Here is a 16,540-nt window from a genome sequence, read left to right on the forward strand (position 1 = left end):
GCCAACATGGTTCCGAAGAGGGAATACAGTGAGCGTCGTAGGAGATAGTATAGTATGAAATTTTCTATCTATTGCATAGGAAAGTTAAAAGAACCTTATTTACGAGAAGGGGTAGCAGAGTTTGTAAAGCGAACACAACCTTATGGGGGTGTGACGATTACAGAGCTGCCTGAAAGTAAATTGGGGGATAAACCGAGCCCATCAGATAAGCAAAAAGCACTCTATGATGAAGGGCAGCGGTTATTGAAATACATTACGCCTCAGTCTTTTGTGGTGCTTTTGGATGTATATGGAAAACTGATGAGTTCCGAGGACTTGGCAAAGCGGATTAGTGAATTAGAAGTACAAGGGCATAGCGAGATGGTGTTCTTCATTGGTGGCGCCTTTGGGGTGTCTGAAGAGCTGCGACAACGGGCAAACTGGAAATTGTCCATCAGTCCTATGACTTTCACCCATCAAATGGTGCGGCTTGTACTGGTAGAACAATTATATAGAACTTGTAAGATTAATCGAAATGAACCATATCATTGGTAGGAAAGGAGATATGCATGGCAAGTGCAATTGAAAAAGGAATTACTTATGTGTCAGCAGATGTACAGGAATTGTCCATAGAAGATCCGGAATTTGTGAGACACTATTCTACAGAATTAACAGAGGGGAAAGAAGATATTCTTGCGATTCAAAGTGAAATACAAACACTGGTACAAGGATATGAGGCACTCTTTGTCGAATTAGAAGAAAAGGGAAGATCTAACATATTAGAAGAACGTCGTCATATGGTTCTCGATGGTATACGAGAATATGAGAATGTAACAAGTACAATTTGTACCGTATTGGATACCTATGTAGATATGGCGAATATGATTCAACAAATGGAAACTTCTGGTGGTAATCCAGCTTATTTATTCCATCGTAAACACGAATTATTAGAACAAAACGTAGAATTGAATAAAATTTTTGACCGTGTAGATTATTATATTTCTACAGTGGTGGATATGCTTGCGAAAGAAACGGAACTTGCGAAAGCAGTAGTAGAAGGGGCACTAGGTGTATCGGAAGAAGAAACGATGCAAATTTTATTCTTGCATCAAACTGTATTGAGTTCCTGCGTAGAAATTAATAAGGCTTTGGTAGAACGGTTGCAAATAATGGTACCGCGTCTTGAAGGGTTACGAGAAGATGTGATGAAAGTGCAAGTTCATTCCGTAGCCAATGATGTAGAAGAGCGTAGAAAACGATTACAAGAATTACGTCAACAAGCAAAAGTGGAAGATGTGACAGATTATGCGGACTTAGAAGGTCAATATCGTCATAATTATGATGAAGAAGGCAACCACATAGGCACAGAAGAAGGTGGAGATGGTGGTAACCGCAAAAGTTTAACAGCTATTTTGGTTGTAACAGCGATAGTAATAGCTATCTTTGCTGCGTATGTATATATGAAATAGGAGGAACCGACTATGACATTACAAGAAATTATGAACAAATACCCAATTACTGTTGGTAAAGATGAACAGATTACGAATGTAGCTAAATTGATGGTGAAACACAATTTAACGGCCATTGCTGTCGTAGATGAAGAGAACAAATTAATTGGTATTGTATCGGAAGGGGACTTATTGTATAAAAAAGTTCGGCCTCATGCACCACATTACATCAATATTTTAGGTGCTAATATTTACTACGGTGGCATCGGTGAATACGATGGACAATTCAAAAAACTGATGGCTATTCATGTAGAAGAAATTATGACTACAGAAGTAATTACTGCCTATGCAGATGCAGAGGTGGAAGCGACTGTAGGGGCTATGGTAGAAAAACATTTGAAAAATTTGCCAGTTGTTGATGATGCGTATCATTTGATTGGCATGGTAAGTCGTCATGATATCATGAAACTTATCGCAGAAGAACAAGGTAAATAGGGAAATAATTGCACTATTGACAACTTTATGATAATATTAAGAATGCAATATTAAAACTTATAATTTGGGTGCAGTATACCCTAAGGAGGAAATAGTTTCATGAAAGCAACTGTAACTGCTGTTGATCAGCACAAGGTATCTATTACAATTGAAATTCCAGCGGAAGACGTGAAAAAAGGTTTTGCACAAGCTGTAAAACGCATCGCTGGCCAAGTTAACATTCCAGGCTTCCGTAAGGGTAAAGCACCTCGTAAAGTGTTGGAAATGAACTATGGTAAAGAAGCTATCGCTGAAGAAGCGTTCGAATTATTAGCAGGCCGTGCTTACACAGAAGCACTTCGTGAAAACGAAATCGTTCCTGTTAGCAATCCAGAAATCGAACGTGAACAATTCGAAGAAGGTAAAGATTTAATCTTCAAAGCAACAGTAGTAAAACAACCAGAAGTAACTTTGGGTGACTACAAAGGTTTAGAAGTAGAAAAACAAGATGCGACGATCACTGATGAACAAGTAGAAGAACAATTGAACAATATCCGTAGCCAACAAGCTAAAATGGTAGCAGCTCCAGAAGATGCAACTGTACAAAAGGATGACTTTGCTACAATCGACTTCAAAGGTTTCATCGATGGTGAAGCATTTGATGGTGGTGAAGGCAAATCCTACCCATTGCAAATCGGATCTGGTAGCTTTATTCCAGGCTTCGAAGAACAATTAATCGGTCACAAAGCTGGCGAAGATGTAACTGTTACTGTATCTTTCCCAGAAGATTACTTCGTAGCAGAATTAGCTGGTAAAGAAGCAAAATTTGAATGTCATATCCATGATATTAAACGTAAAGAATTACCAGAAATCACTGATGAATTCGTACGTTCCGTATCTGTAGGTCAAGGTAAAACTGAACCATCTTACAATACAGCAGAAGAATTCGTAGCCGATCTTCGCAAACGTATGGAAGATGATGCAGCACGTCGTGCTATCGATGCGTACAATGCAGGTTTAGTAGAATTAGCTGTTAAAAATGCAACAGTAGATATCCCTGAAATTATGATTGAAGACCGCGCTGAACAAATGGTTCAAGAATTAGCAATGAATCTTGAAGGTCGTGGTTTAAAATTAGAAGACTACTTGAAATTCTCCAACAAAACTATTGAAGAATTACGTGAAGAAAATAAAGCGGCAGCTGCTGAAAACGTTCGCGCTGACTTAGTATTAGATGAAATTGCAAAAGCAGAAGGCGTTGAAGTAACTCCAGAAGACATGAACTATGAAATCTTTGCTATGTCCCAACAATTCGGTGCTGATCCTAAAGAAGTATACGATATCATTGTAAAAGAAGGTCGTGTATCTATGTTAGCAAGTTCCGTAGCACGCAAAAAAGCAGCTCGTTTCATCATTGAGAATGCTAAAGGTGCTGAAAAAGCTGAATAATTGCTAATGCAGGTACATGTATAAGAGGTGTTAGATGTCTATGTATGTGCCAATCGTAGTAGAGCAAACTGGTCGTGGTGAGCGATCCTACGATATTTATTCTCGTCTATTAAAAGATCGAATTATTCTATTGAGTGGCCCTATTGATGATACGGTAGCTAATAGTATCGTAGCTCAATTGCTATTCTTAGAATCGGAAGATCCAGATAAAGACATTCACCTATACATTAATAGCCCAGGCGGCGTGGTAACTGCAGGTATGGCAATTTATGATACTATGCAGTACATTAAACCTGATGTATCTACCATATGCGTAGGTTCAGCGGCGAGTATGGGTTCCTTGTTGCTCACAGCGGGAGCACCTGGTAAACGGTATGCGTTGCCACACTCTCGCATTATGATTCACCAACCTTTAGGCGGTGTGCAAGGGCAAGCGTCTGAAATTGAAATTCACGCTCGTGAAATTTTACGGTTACGAGAAGAATTGAATGGCGTATTAGCACATCATACAGGTCAGCCAATAGAAATCATTGCGCAAGATACAGATCGTGATAACTTCATGTCTGCAGAAGCGGCAAAAGCATATGGTTTGATTGACGAAGTGTTAACGCGTCCATCCTCAACAGAAAAATAAGGAGACAGGGGTTTGAATAAAGACGATAAAGAAAGACGTTGTAATTTTTGCGGTAGAGCAGAAACTGAAGTCGAACGATTGATAGCAGGTCCTAATGTGTTCATTTGTAATGAATGTATTGATGTATGCCAGCATATTATTGAGGAAGACAAAATTGAAGAACTACCGGAAACGTTTGATTTAAACGATATCCCGACTCCAAAAGAAATTAAAGCTCATCTTGATCAGTATGTCATTGGTCAAGATGACGCTAAAGTTTCCTTGTCTGTAGCCGTATATAATCATTACAAACGTTTGCAACATGATAATGTCATTGATGATGTGGAACTACAAAAGTCCAATGTCCTGTTTATTGGGCCCACAGGTAGTGGTAAAACATTATTGGCTCAAACATTAGCAAAAATGTTACAAGTACCATTTGCCATGGCAGATGCTACTAGTTTGACAGAGGCAGGCTATGTGGGGGAAGACGTAGAAAATATTCTTCTTAAACTAATCCAAGCTGCCGACCATGATATAGAGCTAGCTGAACGCGGTATCATCTATATTGATGAAATCGATAAAATTGCTCGTAAATCAGAAAATCCGTCCATTACTCGCGATGTATCTGGCGAAGGTGTACAACAAGCATTACTGAAAATCCTAGAAGGAACAGTAGCCTCTGTGCCACCACAAGGGGGACGGAAACATCCTAATCAAGAGATGTTACACTTAGATACAACAAATATCTTGTTTATTTGCGGTGGTGCTTTCGATGGCATGGAAAAAGTGATCACGAAACGGACTGCAAAAAAAACATTAGGGTTTGGTGCAGATATTCAAAAGAAAGAGGAGAAAGATGTAGCCTCTATCTTGAAAGAAGTTGTGCCAGAAGACTTACAAAAATTCGGATTAATTCCTGAATTTATCGGACGATTGCCAGTGATGGTTACGCTCAGCCCACTTGATGAAGAGGCATTAATTAAAATTTTGACAGAGCCTAAAAATGCATTGACTAAGCAATACGAAAAAATGCTGTCTTTAGATGATGTAAAATTAGTCTTTGAATCAGATGCACTCCGTGAGATTGCGAAAGAAGCCTTAGAACGCAATACGGGAGCACGCGGATTACGGGCCATTATCGAAAAAGTTATGAAACGTGTGATGTATGAAGTACCATCTATGAAAGATGTAAAAGAATGCATTGTAACAGACAAAGCGGTTCGTGGCGAAGAAGAGCCAATACTCAATAAATGAGTCCACGCTGAAGCAATCAGATAGTAAAGGCAAAGAAACTCATTTCAAAGGCGGAATGGGTTTCTTTTTATCATATAGTACTGGGAGGTTCAATGGAAACTAAACCTATGACATTACCGATGGTTCCCCTACGTGGAATTGTCGTATTTCCCAAAGTAGTGACACAATTAGATATTGGTCGTACTACATCGGTGCAAGCTGTAAAAGCAGCTATGGATAAAGATCAATATTTAGTGGTAACTGCTCAGAAAGACGAAAGTATCGAAACTCCTACCTTGGAAGAGTTAGGCAAGGTTGGGACAATTGTTAAAATAAATCAAATGCTCCGTTTACCAGGGGGCGTAGTTCGTATTTTAGTAGAAGGAGTAAGCCGTGTTAATGTGGATACTATTCTTTCTACAGAACCATTCTATGAAGCCACAGTAACTCCACTAGAATCGATACATGAAGATCCGATGGAAGAGGAAGCATACCGTCGTATTTTGCAATCGAAATTTGCCCAATGGGTAGAGGTAATCAAACCGAATACGGATGAAGGCTTAGATCATGTATTGGGGAGCGCGGATGCTAGTGAATGGGCTGACCAAATAGCCTTTCTCGTGCCTCTCCAACTGAAAGTGCGCCAAAGCATTTTAGAAGAGCTGTCCATTAATCGCCGTCTGAACATGGTTGTAGGTATTTTGAATACCGAACTTCAAATTTCGGATATGGAAAACTCCATTAATAACCAAGTTCGACAATCTATGGAAAAAGCACAAAAGGAATATTTCTTGCGAGAAAAAATTCGTGCAATTCATGATGAACTAGGGGATAAAATGGACCCTGATCAAGAGGCAGAGGAACTACGAGAACAATTGGTAAAATTAGAATTACCTGAAGATATCCATGCACGTATCGATAAAGAGATTACTCGTTATAGCCGTATGCCACAAATGATGCCAGAATCCAATATTTTGCGCAATTATATTGATTGGTTATTACAACTTCCTTGGAACACCTTGTCTGATGATCGTTTAGAATTGAAAGAAGCTAGTGATGTACTGGATGGTGACCATTATGGTTTAGAAAAAATCAAAAAACGCATTCTAGAATTCTTAGCAGTGCGCAAATTATCTGGTAAACAAGGTGGATCTATCTTGTGTTTAGTAGGACCACCGGGGGTAGGTAAAACATCCTTAGCAAGTTCGATTGCCAAAGCTATGAATCGTAAATTTATCCGTGCATCCTTAGGTGGTGTACGTGATGAAGCTGAAATTCGTGGTCATCGTCGTACCTATGTAGGAGCTTTACCAGGTCGTATGATTCAAGGACTTAAAACTGCAGGTACTCGTAACCCTGTGTTCTTGCTTGATGAAATTGATAAATTAGCATCCGATTATAAAGGGGATCCATCTTCCGCTTTATTAGAAGTGTTAGACCCTGAGCAAAATAGTACATTCAGTGACCATTATATTGAAATTCCATTTGATTTCTCTGATGTATTTTGGATTACTACTGCTAATGTAGCAGGTAATATTCCTAGACCATTATTGGATCGTATGGAAATTATCGAACTTAGCAGTTATACAGAAGAAGAAAAATTAGAAATTGCTAAACGCTACTTAGTGCCAAAACAAATTGAAAAACATGGCTTACAAGATCAAGGTGTCAAACTGTCAGATGCAGTGTTAAAACGTGTGATTTCTGAATACACTCGTGAAGCCGGTGTTCGTACATTAGAAAAAACAATTGCTAAAATTTGCCGTAAATTAGCATTTGCTGTGGTTACGGAAGGTGAAAAAGTACCTAAAGTAACAGTGAAGAATTTAGAAGACTACCTAGGTACTCCTAAATTTGTGGAAGAGTCTCGGGAAAAACAAGCACAAGTTGGACTTGTATATGGTTTAGCTTGGACTTCCGTAGGTGGTGTTGTTTTGCCATGTGAAGCGACGACAATGCAAGGAACAGGCAAATTAAGTTTGACTGGTAGCTTAGGCAAAGTGATGCAAGAATCTGGTCAAGCGGCTATGTCCTACATTCGTCATCGTCAAAAAGAATTGAAATTGCCAGAAAAATTCCATAAGGAACTAGATATTCATGTGCACTTACCAGAAGGGGCTACGCCTAAAGATGGCCCATCTGCAGGGATTACGATGACATTGGCTATCGTATCTGCTTTGACGGGCAAAAAGGTGCGCTCTGATATTGCTATGACAGGGGAAATTACTTTACGTGGTAGAGTATTGCCAATCGGTGGTTTGAAAGAAAAATTATTAGCAGCCCTTCGTTACGGAGTGAAAGAAGTACTCATTCCAGAAGGCAATAAAAAGGATATTCAAGACTTACCAGATATCGTAAAAGAAGGGTTGATTATCACTCCTGTAAAGACGATGGAAGAAGTACTAGAAAAGGCATTACTATGAAGAAGAAACCAGCTGTAAAACGCCATCCAAAACCAGTGTATACTAGAAAAGAGACGACAGGTCCACGCATCATCGCAGCGAAATATATAGCATCTGCGGTGAAGGCGGATCAATACCCAGAAGGTGATACCATAGAAATTGCCTTCTTGGGACGATCCAATGTGGGAAAATCTTCTTTGATTAATTCTTTGTGTAATCATAGAGGATTGGCATTGGTTAGTGGTACGCCAGGTAAAACGAAAACGATTAACTTCTTTAGTATAGAATCAAAGGAAGATTTACCAGATGATATGGAACGTCGCTTTGATTGGTTCTTAGTGGATTTACCAGGGTATGGATATGCTAAAACAGGTGGATCCAATACTAATATTTGGTCTTCTTTCATTGCTAATTATATTTTACAAAGCGAACGGATGATGCTATTGTGTTTACTCATTGATGGGCGTCATCCAGAGTTACCCATTGATCAGGAGGCCTTTGATTGGTTGCAATCACATGGAGTCCCTTTACAAATTGTGGTAACAAAAGCGGATAAATTAAAAATGAACGAGCGACAAAAACAGTTAAAGACTATTGAAGAGCGATATCCAACAGGATATCCACCAATTTTGTACAGTTCTTTAAAGCATACAGGTCGTGATCGTTTATTAGCGCGTATTAATGCGGTCTTATTGGGGGAAGAGGAATGAGTATTCTTACAGATGCACAAATGAAACTGCGCGTATCTAAAGATTTAGAGCGTGTAGAAACATATTTGCAACAATCTCTACAAACTGGTGCAGAAGATTTTAATGCACTCATTCGTCCTCTTTCAGCAGGGGGCGGCAAACGATTACGGGCACAATTGTGTTTGTTGATTGCCTTGAGTGGAGATTCCAAACAAGAAGATAGAGTTCGTATGGCAGCAGCGATTGAGATGTTGCACTTGGCTACTCTCATTCATGATGATGTATTAGACCAAGCAGAAGTGCGACGAGGAGTTACTTCTATTCATTGCACAAAAGGCAATAAAGTGGCAATCCTTAGCGGAGACTATTTATTTGCCAAAGCGTTTGGTATTGTAGCTGAAATCGGATCCATTCCATGCTTAACCATTTTTTCTGAAATTATTTCTGCCTTAGTAGAAGGCGAATTTATGCAAATGGAAGATGTATACCGATTAGATCAAGGTACAGACCGATACCTATTAAAAACACAAAAGAAAACAGCGGACTTCATTGAAGGCTGCTTGGCATTAGGTGGCATTCTTGGCGGATGGTCAGAGGAGCATATTTCATTATTACGCACCTATGGTCATGGCTTAGGTATGGCTTTCCAAATTACCGATGATGTGATGGATTACCGTGAGCAAATGGTAACAACAGGAAAACCAGTAGGTAAGGATGTAAAAGAAGGTATCTTGACCTATCCCTTATTATCTATCGTAACACCAGAAAACACCTCTCGTTTGACCACTATGATAGAAGAGATTCGTGAGGGAAAAGATACAAAAGAATTGTTGGCTTATGTGATTGCTAAAGGCGGTATTGATCAAGCGTTAGCTCTTGAAGGGATGTATCGCAGACAAGCAGAGATAGCATTAGAGCAATTACCATCCTTTAAAGGAAAAGAGATTTTAGAAACTGTTCTTGAAAAGTTATCGAACCGTAAGGTGTAAGAATGAAAGAATTTCAAGTAAAAGACTTTACTATGAGTGCGAAACGTCCATCCTTGAATAGTGTAATAGCGCAAAGAAAGCGTCTTGCTCAGCAACAGGCAGAGCAAGACGCCTTGTTACAACAGGACAACTATACAGAGACGGAAGCAAAACTTATGGAAGAAGCATCTTCTATGTCTGTGGTAGACCATTTAGATGAACTTCGCATGCGTTTAGTAGTAGCCATTGTAGCGATTATTATAGGCACTTTGGGGGCCTATTATTATGTGGAAGACATTCTTCAAATCTTAGTGGCACCAGCTGGAACATTGTATTATACAAAACCAACAGAAGCGTTCTTTACATATATGAAGATTTCCTTAGTAGCAGGCTGTATTCTATCGAGTCCTATTTGGTTTTATCAGATTTGGGCATTCATTGTGCCAGCCTTATCAAGAGGTGAGAAAAAAGTAACTTTTATGGTGGTGCCTGCAGCCGTTACCTTATTCATAGTAGGTGTACTGTTCTCATATTATTTAGTACTGCCAATGGCCATACAATTTTTTATTGGCTTTGGTACAGATGAATTACAACCATTATTTTCTATAGGTCAGTATATCGATTTTGTCATTGCCTTTATATTACCATTTGGTATTACCTTTGAACTTCCACTTATATTGATTGCTCTGGGCGTGATTGGTATTCTTTCATCTGACCGATTACGACAATATCGGAAAATGTTTATTCTAGTGGCCTTTGTTGTGGGTGCAGCCATTTCACCGACACCAGATATGCTATCCCAAACTATGATTGCGGGACCTATGATTTTGCTCTATGAAATTAGTTATGCTGTATTGCGATATATTCTGAAAGTATGAAGTAGGGGTTCATTTTACTTTCATAATGATAGTGTATACTATGGGAGAAATTATTTAGTGTGTAAAAAGGATGCCATATGAAACGAAAGATACTCATAAGTATCCTAAGTATTTGTGCTATTGCTTCTGTAGGGACAATTTCATGGTATGCATGTTGTAGTGAAAAAGAAACCGTTTCCACAACTATTACATCGCCAGATGCAGAGCCCATTACGATGAAGAAGGTGCCGTTACCTGAAATAAAAGTAATACCTAATTCGCAGGATAAGGTGGAGTCTACGGATGGGGAGGGCCCCATATTAGTCGATGCCAAGGGGGCTGTAAACCTGTATAAGAGGCAATATCCAACAGCACAAGTGAAAGGGATAACATTTGAAACGCAAGATGGCCGTAAAAGCTACGAAGTAGAGGGAGTCTCCTCCGAAGCAGGTCATAGCGTGACCATAGATGCTACTACAGGACAGGTATTAAATGCTGCTGTAGAGAGTGCACAAGAATCAATGGTGCAATCTGCTGCCATTGATTTAGGCAATCTTATCAATCCTGATGAAGCAACGCAAGTAGCGATTGCTATATTAGGCAGTGAAGCTCGCTTAATTCGTTGGGAGCTGGAAACAAAAGGATATGTTGCTCTATACCATGTTGTATTAGATATGCGTGGAGAGACGATGTATGTGACGATTGATGCAAATTCTAGTCAGGTCATAGAAGTGACGAAAGAACGATAAAAGCTATTCATTCCGTTAGGTTTGAATAGCTTTTTTGTGCTTTTGCCCGTACCAAATGGACAGGGCGCTCACATTGTCTGTGCCGAGAGCATCGATGGCCATGGCTAAGCAGGTGGTGGAATCTACACCGCCACTAGATAATACTAATGCTTTCATGGAAATCCTTTCATGGAAATAAAAAAATTATAAGTGAGTACTGACATAGAACAGATGATGTACTATAATAGTAAGGATAAGATTGTTATAAAAGGAGATAGTATGCGTTTACGGAGAAAACCATGGATTGATGATGCAATCCTAGAATATAATACATATACTGTACTAGAGAATCACGAAGTTTTCAAGGGAAAATGGCGTGAAAGTTTTGCAGATCCGTCTAAACCATTATATATGGAGCTAGGAACGGGTAAAGGCAAGTTCATAGCTGGCATGTGTGAAGCCCATCCAGAAGCAAACTTTGTGGGCTTTGAAGTGCAAATTGGCGTGCTATATTATGCGGCTCAAAAATTGTATGAACAAAAAGCAGAGAATGGTAAAGTGAGTTTGTTTGATATTGCAGGCATTGAAGAGGTGGTAGCACCAGGTGAAGTTGACCGTTTCTACATCAACTTCTGTGATCCGTGGCCAAAGGCGAAGCATGCAAAACGCCGTTTGACCTATCATACATTTCTAGAACGCTATGCGCGATTGTTGAAAGAGAATGGAGAAATCCATTTTAAAACAGATAATGAAGGATTATTTATGTTCTCCTTAGAGGAGTTTGCAAACTCTGGTTGGACATTAAAAAATGTAAGTTATGATTTACATAGTACAGATATGCCAAATGTGCGCACAGAATATGAAGAAAAATTCAGCGCTAAAGGCCAACCAATTTTCCGCTTAGAGGCGATTAAGCCAGCTAAAGGAAGTGATACGACAGATGCAGGAGAATAGCAGTTCACCTAACAAAAATTTCGGTATATTTCAACAAATTAGATCCCTTTATAAAAGTATTATCAAGCATGATGGACAAGGTATATTGGTACCTCTCTTCGGAATTATCTTAATAGGTTTTTTGAACGGATATAGTGCGACCTATACGACGACCTTGCATGGGGGAGACAACTGGAAACCATTTTGGTTTCTATTAGGGAAGCAAGCTTTGTTTTTAGGGGCAGGCGTTTTTGTGGCGTGGGCTTTCTATCGTTTTGATTATCGTAAATGGGGAGACCCTAAGGTACAACGTAAATTGTTGGTGATTGTACTTATCCTCATGGGTATCGTTTTTATACCGTTTCTTGGACATGGTGCGAATGGAGCACGACGTTGGATTAGTTTGCCTCTAGGGTTAACGCTACAACCGTCGGAGTTTGCCAAGTTAGCGGCCATGCTTTGGGCAGCGTACCGTATTGATAAACAAGTAAAAGAACGGGGCATCATGCATTTGTTTGAGCCACATGAATGGGGGAAATCTAAAGGTTTGGGCTGGCTTTGGAAAGTGTGGGCCTTCATTGTATTCCAAATCAATAGACTGTGGAAACGATTTCGAGGGACTCCGGGCAAATTACATCCAAACTTTCTATTGCCATCTGCGTTTTTTGTACCCATTCTATATGCGGGGATTACCATGAAGCAGCCAGATATGGGAACAGCGGTGCTGATTTTATTGTTTCCTACCTTAATGACGTTTTGCGTAGGCTATCGAAAATCGGACTGGAAATATTTGGTGATCGTCTTTAGCATTCTCGCTGCTATTGCATATCCTTTAGTCCGCTATGAACAGTATCGTTGGGATCGTGTAGTAGCCTTCTATGATCCATGGTCGGATACGACTGTCAATGGATACCAAGTAACGCAAAGTATATTGAGTGTGTCCATTGGGGGATTCTGGGGAGAAGGATTTACGCAAGGAATTTCTAAATATAATTATTTACCAGAAGCTCATACAGATTTTGCCTTTTCCATTTTCTCTCAAGAATTTGGCTTTTTAGGTGTTTGCTTGGTAGCGTTTTTCTTCTTATGGTTTACGAAATATGGCCTTTCCATTGCTCGTCAATCTAGAGATGTATTAGGCCAAATATTAGCGATAGGACTTACATTTTTTATTACTATTCAAGCATTTTTTAATATTGCTATGGTGGTAGGTTTAGTGCCGGTAACAGGGGTTCCCTTGCCATTTATTAGTTATGGCGGGTCCTCATTGGTAACGAATTTTGCTGTCATAGGGATATTATTAAATATTGCGCGTCGCAATGAATATGCACGCAAACAAATTGGAACGACCCGTCATTTACCATCTATTGGTGAAGAAACACGGCATCGGTTTCAACCTAGGTCTTAATGTTTTAAGTGTGATTCACACAGAAAGAGATGAACCATGAAAGATTTTATTGATGTTCACGAACGCCCGTCTTTCGCTAAGTTATTACCACTTAGTTTCCAGCATTTATTTGCTATGTTCGGGGCTACAGTATTAGTACCATTCTTATTGAAAGTTGATCCAGCTACGTCCTTATTCATGAACGGTATTGGCACTATTTTATACGTATTAATTTGTCAAGGAAAGATTCCTTCCTATTTAGGCTCTAGCTTTGCTTTCATTGGACCTGTAGGTGCAGTAGTAGCATCTGGTATGACCTATGGAGCAGCGCAAGGTGGTTTCATTGCCTTTGGTGTGTCTTTTATGCTATTGGCTTTATTAGTTAAATTTATTGGTATTAAATGGATTGATGTATTATTTCCACCAGCAGCGATGGGCGCTATTGTTGCGGTTATCGGTTTAGAAGTGGCCCCTGTAGCAATGGGGATGGCAGGCATCATTGGAGATCAATGGCAAACATTTGGCATGACTCATGAACAAGTGTTATTCTTATCTTTATTTTCCTTAGCAGTGACTATCCTAGGTACTGTATTATTCCGTGGGTTCTTTGCGGTAATTCCAGTATTAATTGGCGTAGTATCTGGCTATGTAGCGGCTGCGATTATGGGAGTAGTAGACTTCACAAGTGTAGCCAATGCACCTTGGTTCGCCCTTCCACATTTCTATGAGCCAGAATTTAATATCAATGCTATTTTAATGATTATGCCAGCTTTGTTCGTAGTATTTGCGGAACATGTAGGGCATATTGTAGTTACAAGCAATATCATTGGTCGTGATTTAATGAAAGATCCAGGTTTGAGCCGTTCTTTATTTGCAGATGGCTTATCCAATGTGTTATCCGGTTTATTTGGTGCTACACCAAATACAACATACGGAGAAAACATTGGTGTAATGGCAATTACACGTGTATTCAGCACCTTCGTTATCGCTGGTGCAGCAGTACTTGCTATCTTGTTCTCCTTCGTTGGTAAAGTAGCAGCTTTAATCCATGCCATCCCTGTTCCAGTAATGGGTGGTGTAAGTATCTTATTATTCGGTATCATCGCTGCTTCTGGTTTACGTATGTTAGTAGAACGTAAAGTGGATTATACAAAATCGTCTAACCTAATCTTAACATCTGTAGTACTAGTTATTGGTTTGAGCGGCGCTAAATTAGCCATCGGTCCAGTGGTATTGCAAGGTATGGGATTGGCAACAGTAACAGCCATCTTATTGAGCGTTATCTTTGCCATCTTCCGTAAAACAGGACTTGGAAATTCTGAACTCAAAGACTAATCTTGCTCTGCTATGTAGCCTGTGGCGGTCTTAACTGAATATAATAAAAGGAAGAGCACGGTATACTCCTCACAAACGGTATTTCATAATGTTTGTTCGGAGAACACCGTGCTCTTCTTGTGTTTGTATAATTTTGCTAGTAAGGGACGCCACGAGGCTACTATACATAACTGCGATTGAAGGAGATATAGAGGTATTGGGCTTTTTTAGATCAGTGCTAGTTAAGCAAATTCTCAATCAAAAGATACAGGTGGCTTATATAGTTTTTTTTGAAGTATGTTATACTTAAAGAGAAAACCTTAGAAGATATATTTAAAGATTAGGGAGGATTAAGATTGATAACAATATCAAATTTGAAAGATGTTCTTAATTCTATTGGGTATAAAGAAGATAAAGATACTTTTATAAAGGAATATCAAGAATTTGGATGTGCTATTATAGTTAATTTTAAAGAACAAACTATACAATATCCAGAAGAAAGTGGACTAAAGGTTCATAAAAAAACAACGTGTAATTTTAGTGAGTCAGAAAATTTTGTGGTTTTGGAATGTGTGACAAGGTTATTAGATAAGGGATACAGACCAGAACATATAGAGTTAGAAAAGACGTGGACATTAGGACATGAACAAAAGAGTGGTAGAGCGGATGTATTAGTAAAAGAAGATACTGGTAAAACACTCTTTATTATTGAATGCAAAACCTATGGAAAAGAATATGAAAAGGCATTAAAAGATACGATACATGATGGTGCTCAACTATTTTCATATTGGCAACAAGAAAAACATTGTAAATGGCTGGCGCTTTATACATCAACACTGAATAAAGGGAAAGTTGAATATAAAGTTCATGCGATAGATTGTAGTGATGATAAAAATTTAGAAGAATTAGCAAAAAAGGATTCCTCTATACAACTATATAAAAATGCATATACTGTTCCTGATCTTCATAATGTTTGGAAGGAAACACATGAAAGAAGACTATTAGGCGATATTTTTTTTAGAGATGATTCTGTGGCTTATCAAGTAGGAGTAAAACCATTAAGAAAAAGAGATTTAGTAGATTTTTCGGGAGATGATAAGGTTGTAAATCGCTTTGAAGAGATTTTGAGACATAACAATGTCTCTGATAAAGAGAATGCATTCAATAGATTAATTGCACTTTTTATTTGTAAACTGGTAGATGAATTGCAAAAAGCTGATGATGATATCGTTGAATTTCAATATAAAGTAGGTACAGATACCTATGAATCTCTACAAGATCGCCTACAAAGACTTCATAAGGAAGGTATGGAGGAATTTATGCGTGAAGAGATTTACTATGTGTCTGATGATTATGCAGAGAAGCTTGTAAAACAATATACCAGCCAAAAACGAGTAAAAATGATTGAAGAATTAAAGAATACGCTTCGTATCCTAAAATTCTATACCAATAATGATTTTGCATTTAAAGATGTTCATAACGAAGAACTTTTCTATCAAAATGGTAAAATTTTGGTTGAAATGGTACAGCTCTTTCAGGATTATAGAATTATCGGTTCCGCAGATCTTCAGATGCTAGGAGATTTATTTGAGCAATTGCTTAATAAAGGTTTTAAACAGAATGAAGGTCAATTTTTTACACCTACTCCTATCACTCGTTTTATATGGGACAGTCTTCCGTTAAAAGAAATAATGACTAAAACTGATGGCATTGAATACCCTAAAATTATCGATTATGCCTGTGGAGCAGGTCATTTCTTAACGGAGGGATTTGAAGCGATTCAGGTCAGTGCTAATACAATCAATAATAATGAAAGCTCATCCAATCACTGGGTAGAGAAAAAAATATTCGGCATTGAAAAAGACTATAGACTAGCAAGAGTCTCTAAAATTTCCCTATTCATGCATGGCTCCGGTGGCGGAAATATAGGCTCTCTGTCAAATGTTGGGGTATTCACCCTACGAGTCTTCTTTGGCACCAATCATATGTATGGTTGGTGCCATTCTTTTTGCTCAAAAGTAGAATACGTACTCTAAATCTACCAAAGTGGCGAAGTCCATAGC

Annotated in this window: 15 protein-coding genes and 1 pseudogene; 15 read left to right on the top strand and 1 reads right to left on the bottom strand. The window is 38.8% G+C overall.

Annotation, left to right across the window (positions count from 1 at the left end; all coding sequences use genetic code 11):
- Positions 1–54 precede the first annotated feature (54 nt).
- From rlmH to EO116_RS06660, 11 genes are all read left to right on the top strand, one after another.
- Positions 55–534 carry a 23S rRNA (pseudouridine(1915)-N(3))-methyltransferase RlmH gene (rlmH, locus tag EO116_RS06610; RefSeq protein ID WP_127161154.1) on the top strand — a complete coding sequence of 160 codons (480 nt, stop codon included), beginning with the start codon at positions 55–57 and terminating at the stop codon, positions 532–534.
- Positions 535–548: 14 nt separating this feature from the next.
- Positions 549–1,448, top strand: a complete 900-nt coding sequence (locus EO116_RS06615) for a hypothetical protein (protein ID WP_127161155.1) — start codon at positions 549–551, stop codon at positions 1,446–1,448.
- 12 nt (positions 1,449–1,460) lie between these two features.
- Positions 1,461–1,922, top strand: coding sequence for a CBS domain-containing protein (locus EO116_RS06620; protein ID WP_127161156.1), 462 nt, complete (start codon positions 1,461–1,463; stop codon positions 1,920–1,922).
- Between the two features lie 99 nt (positions 1,923–2,021).
- A complete protein-coding gene (gene tig / locus EO116_RS06625; protein ID WP_127161157.1) occupies positions 2,022–3,350 on the top strand; it encodes a trigger factor in 1,329 nt (442 codons plus the stop codon).
- 40 nt (positions 3,351–3,390) lie between these two features.
- Positions 3,391–3,984, top strand: coding sequence for an ATP-dependent Clp endopeptidase proteolytic subunit ClpP (clpP, locus tag EO116_RS06630; protein WP_206168330.1), 594 nt, complete (start codon positions 3,391–3,393; stop codon positions 3,982–3,984).
- A 12-nt stretch (positions 3,985–3,996) separates the two neighbouring features.
- Positions 3,997–5,220: an ATP-dependent Clp protease ATP-binding subunit ClpX gene (gene clpX / locus EO116_RS06635; protein WP_127161159.1), complete on the top strand. Its 1,224-nt coding sequence runs from the start codon at positions 3,997–3,999 to the stop codon at positions 5,218–5,220.
- 92 nt (positions 5,221–5,312) lie between these two features.
- Positions 5,313–7,622, top strand: a complete 2,310-nt coding sequence (gene lon / locus EO116_RS06640; RefSeq protein ID WP_127161160.1) for an endopeptidase La — start codon at positions 5,313–5,315, stop codon at positions 7,620–7,622.
- Complete coding sequence (gene yihA / locus EO116_RS06645; RefSeq protein WP_127161161.1) at positions 7,619–8,311, top strand: ribosome biogenesis GTP-binding protein YihA/YsxC; 693 nt, start codon at positions 7,619–7,621, stop codon at positions 8,309–8,311. Before lon ends, yihA begins: the two co-directional genes overlap by 4 nt.
- Entirely contained in the window at positions 8,308–9,279 is a 972-nt protein-coding gene (locus tag EO116_RS06650; protein ID WP_127161162.1) for a polyprenyl synthetase family protein, read from the top strand. Before yihA ends, EO116_RS06650 begins: the two co-directional genes overlap by 4 nt.
- A 2-nt stretch (positions 9,280–9,281) precedes the next feature.
- A complete protein-coding gene (gene tatC, locus EO116_RS06655) occupies positions 9,282–10,136 on the top strand; it encodes a twin-arginine translocase subunit TatC (protein WP_127161163.1) in 855 nt (284 codons plus the stop codon).
- A gap of 77 nt (positions 10,137–10,213) precedes the next feature.
- A complete protein-coding gene (locus EO116_RS06660) occupies positions 10,214–10,864 on the top strand; it encodes a PepSY domain-containing protein (RefSeq protein WP_127161164.1) in 651 nt (216 codons plus the stop codon).
- A gap of 21 nt (positions 10,865–10,885) precedes the next feature.
- On the opposite strand, the pseudogene EO116_RS06665 reads toward EO116_RS06660, so the two are convergent.
- Positions 10,886–11,020 (bottom strand): annotated as a pseudogene (locus tag EO116_RS06665) (7-cyano-7-deazaguanine synthase); the annotation flags it as partial.
- Positions 11,021–11,122: 102 nt separating this feature from the next.
- Here EO116_RS06665 and trmB point away from each other — a divergent pair.
- The 4 genes from trmB to EO116_RS06685 all read left to right on the top strand — a co-directional run bounded on the left by trmB (position 11,123) and on the right by EO116_RS06685 (position 16,513).
- Entirely contained in the window at positions 11,123–11,797 is a 675-nt protein-coding gene (gene trmB / locus EO116_RS06670; protein WP_127161166.1) for a tRNA (guanosine(46)-N7)-methyltransferase TrmB, read from the top strand.
- Positions 11,784–13,184: an FtsW/RodA/SpoVE family cell cycle protein gene (locus tag EO116_RS06675; protein ID WP_255416980.1), complete on the top strand. Its 1,401-nt coding sequence runs from the start codon at positions 11,784–11,786 to the stop codon at positions 13,182–13,184. The genes trmB and EO116_RS06675 overlap by 14 nt, the downstream gene beginning before the upstream one ends.
- 36 nt (positions 13,185–13,220) lie before the next feature.
- Positions 13,221–14,498, top strand: coding sequence for a uracil permease (gene uraA / locus EO116_RS06680; protein WP_127161168.1), 1,278 nt, complete (start codon positions 13,221–13,223; stop codon positions 14,496–14,498).
- A gap of 353 nt (positions 14,499–14,851) precedes the next feature.
- On the top strand, positions 14,852–16,513 hold the full coding sequence (locus EO116_RS06685; RefSeq protein WP_206168329.1) for an N-6 DNA methylase: 1,662 nt from the start codon (positions 14,852–14,854) through the stop codon (positions 16,511–16,513).
- Positions 16,514–16,540 lie beyond the last annotated feature (27 nt).

It is taken from the genome of Veillonella sp. VA137 (genome assembly GCF_003992015.1).
Lineage (GTDB): Bacteria > Bacillota > Negativicutes > Veillonellales > Veillonellaceae > F0422.

Bases quoted from the DNA above. Each gene is read 5' to 3' on its own strand.
- rlmH (WP_127161154.1), top strand. From the start codon at position 55: ATGAAATTTTCTATCTATTGCATAGGAAAGTTAAAAGAACCTTATTTA.
- EO116_RS06615 (WP_127161155.1), top strand. From the start codon at position 549: ATGGCAAGTGCAATTGAAAAAGGAATTACTTATGTGTCAGCAGATGTA.
- EO116_RS06620 (WP_127161156.1), top strand. From the start codon at position 1,461: ATGACATTACAAGAAATTATGAACAAATACCCAATTACTGTTGGTAAA.
- tig (WP_127161157.1), top strand. From the start codon at position 2,022: ATGAAAGCAACTGTAACTGCTGTTGATCAGCACAAGGTATCTATTACA.
- clpP (WP_206168330.1), top strand. From the start codon at position 3,391: ATGTATGTGCCAATCGTAGTAGAGCAAACTGGTCGTGGTGAGCGATCC.
- lon (WP_127161160.1), top strand. From the start codon at position 5,313: ATGGAAACTAAACCTATGACATTACCGATGGTTCCCCTACGTGGAATT.
- yihA (WP_127161161.1), top strand. From the start codon at position 7,619: ATGAAGAAGAAACCAGCTGTAAAACGCCATCCAAAACCAGTGTATACT.
- EO116_RS06650 (WP_127161162.1), top strand. From the start codon at position 8,308: ATGAGTATTCTTACAGATGCACAAATGAAACTGCGCGTATCTAAAGAT.
- tatC (WP_127161163.1), top strand. From the start codon at position 9,282: ATGAAAGAATTTCAAGTAAAAGACTTTACTATGAGTGCGAAACGTCCA.
- EO116_RS06660 (WP_127161164.1), top strand. From the start codon at position 10,214: ATGAAACGAAAGATACTCATAAGTATCCTAAGTATTTGTGCTATTGCT.
- trmB (WP_127161166.1), top strand. From the start codon at position 11,123: ATGCGTTTACGGAGAAAACCATGGATTGATGATGCAATCCTAGAATAT.
- EO116_RS06675 (WP_255416980.1), top strand. From the start codon at position 11,784: ATGCAGGAGAATAGCAGTTCACCTAACAAAAATTTCGGTATATTTCAA.
- uraA (WP_127161168.1), top strand. From the start codon at position 13,221: ATGAAAGATTTTATTGATGTTCACGAACGCCCGTCTTTCGCTAAGTTA.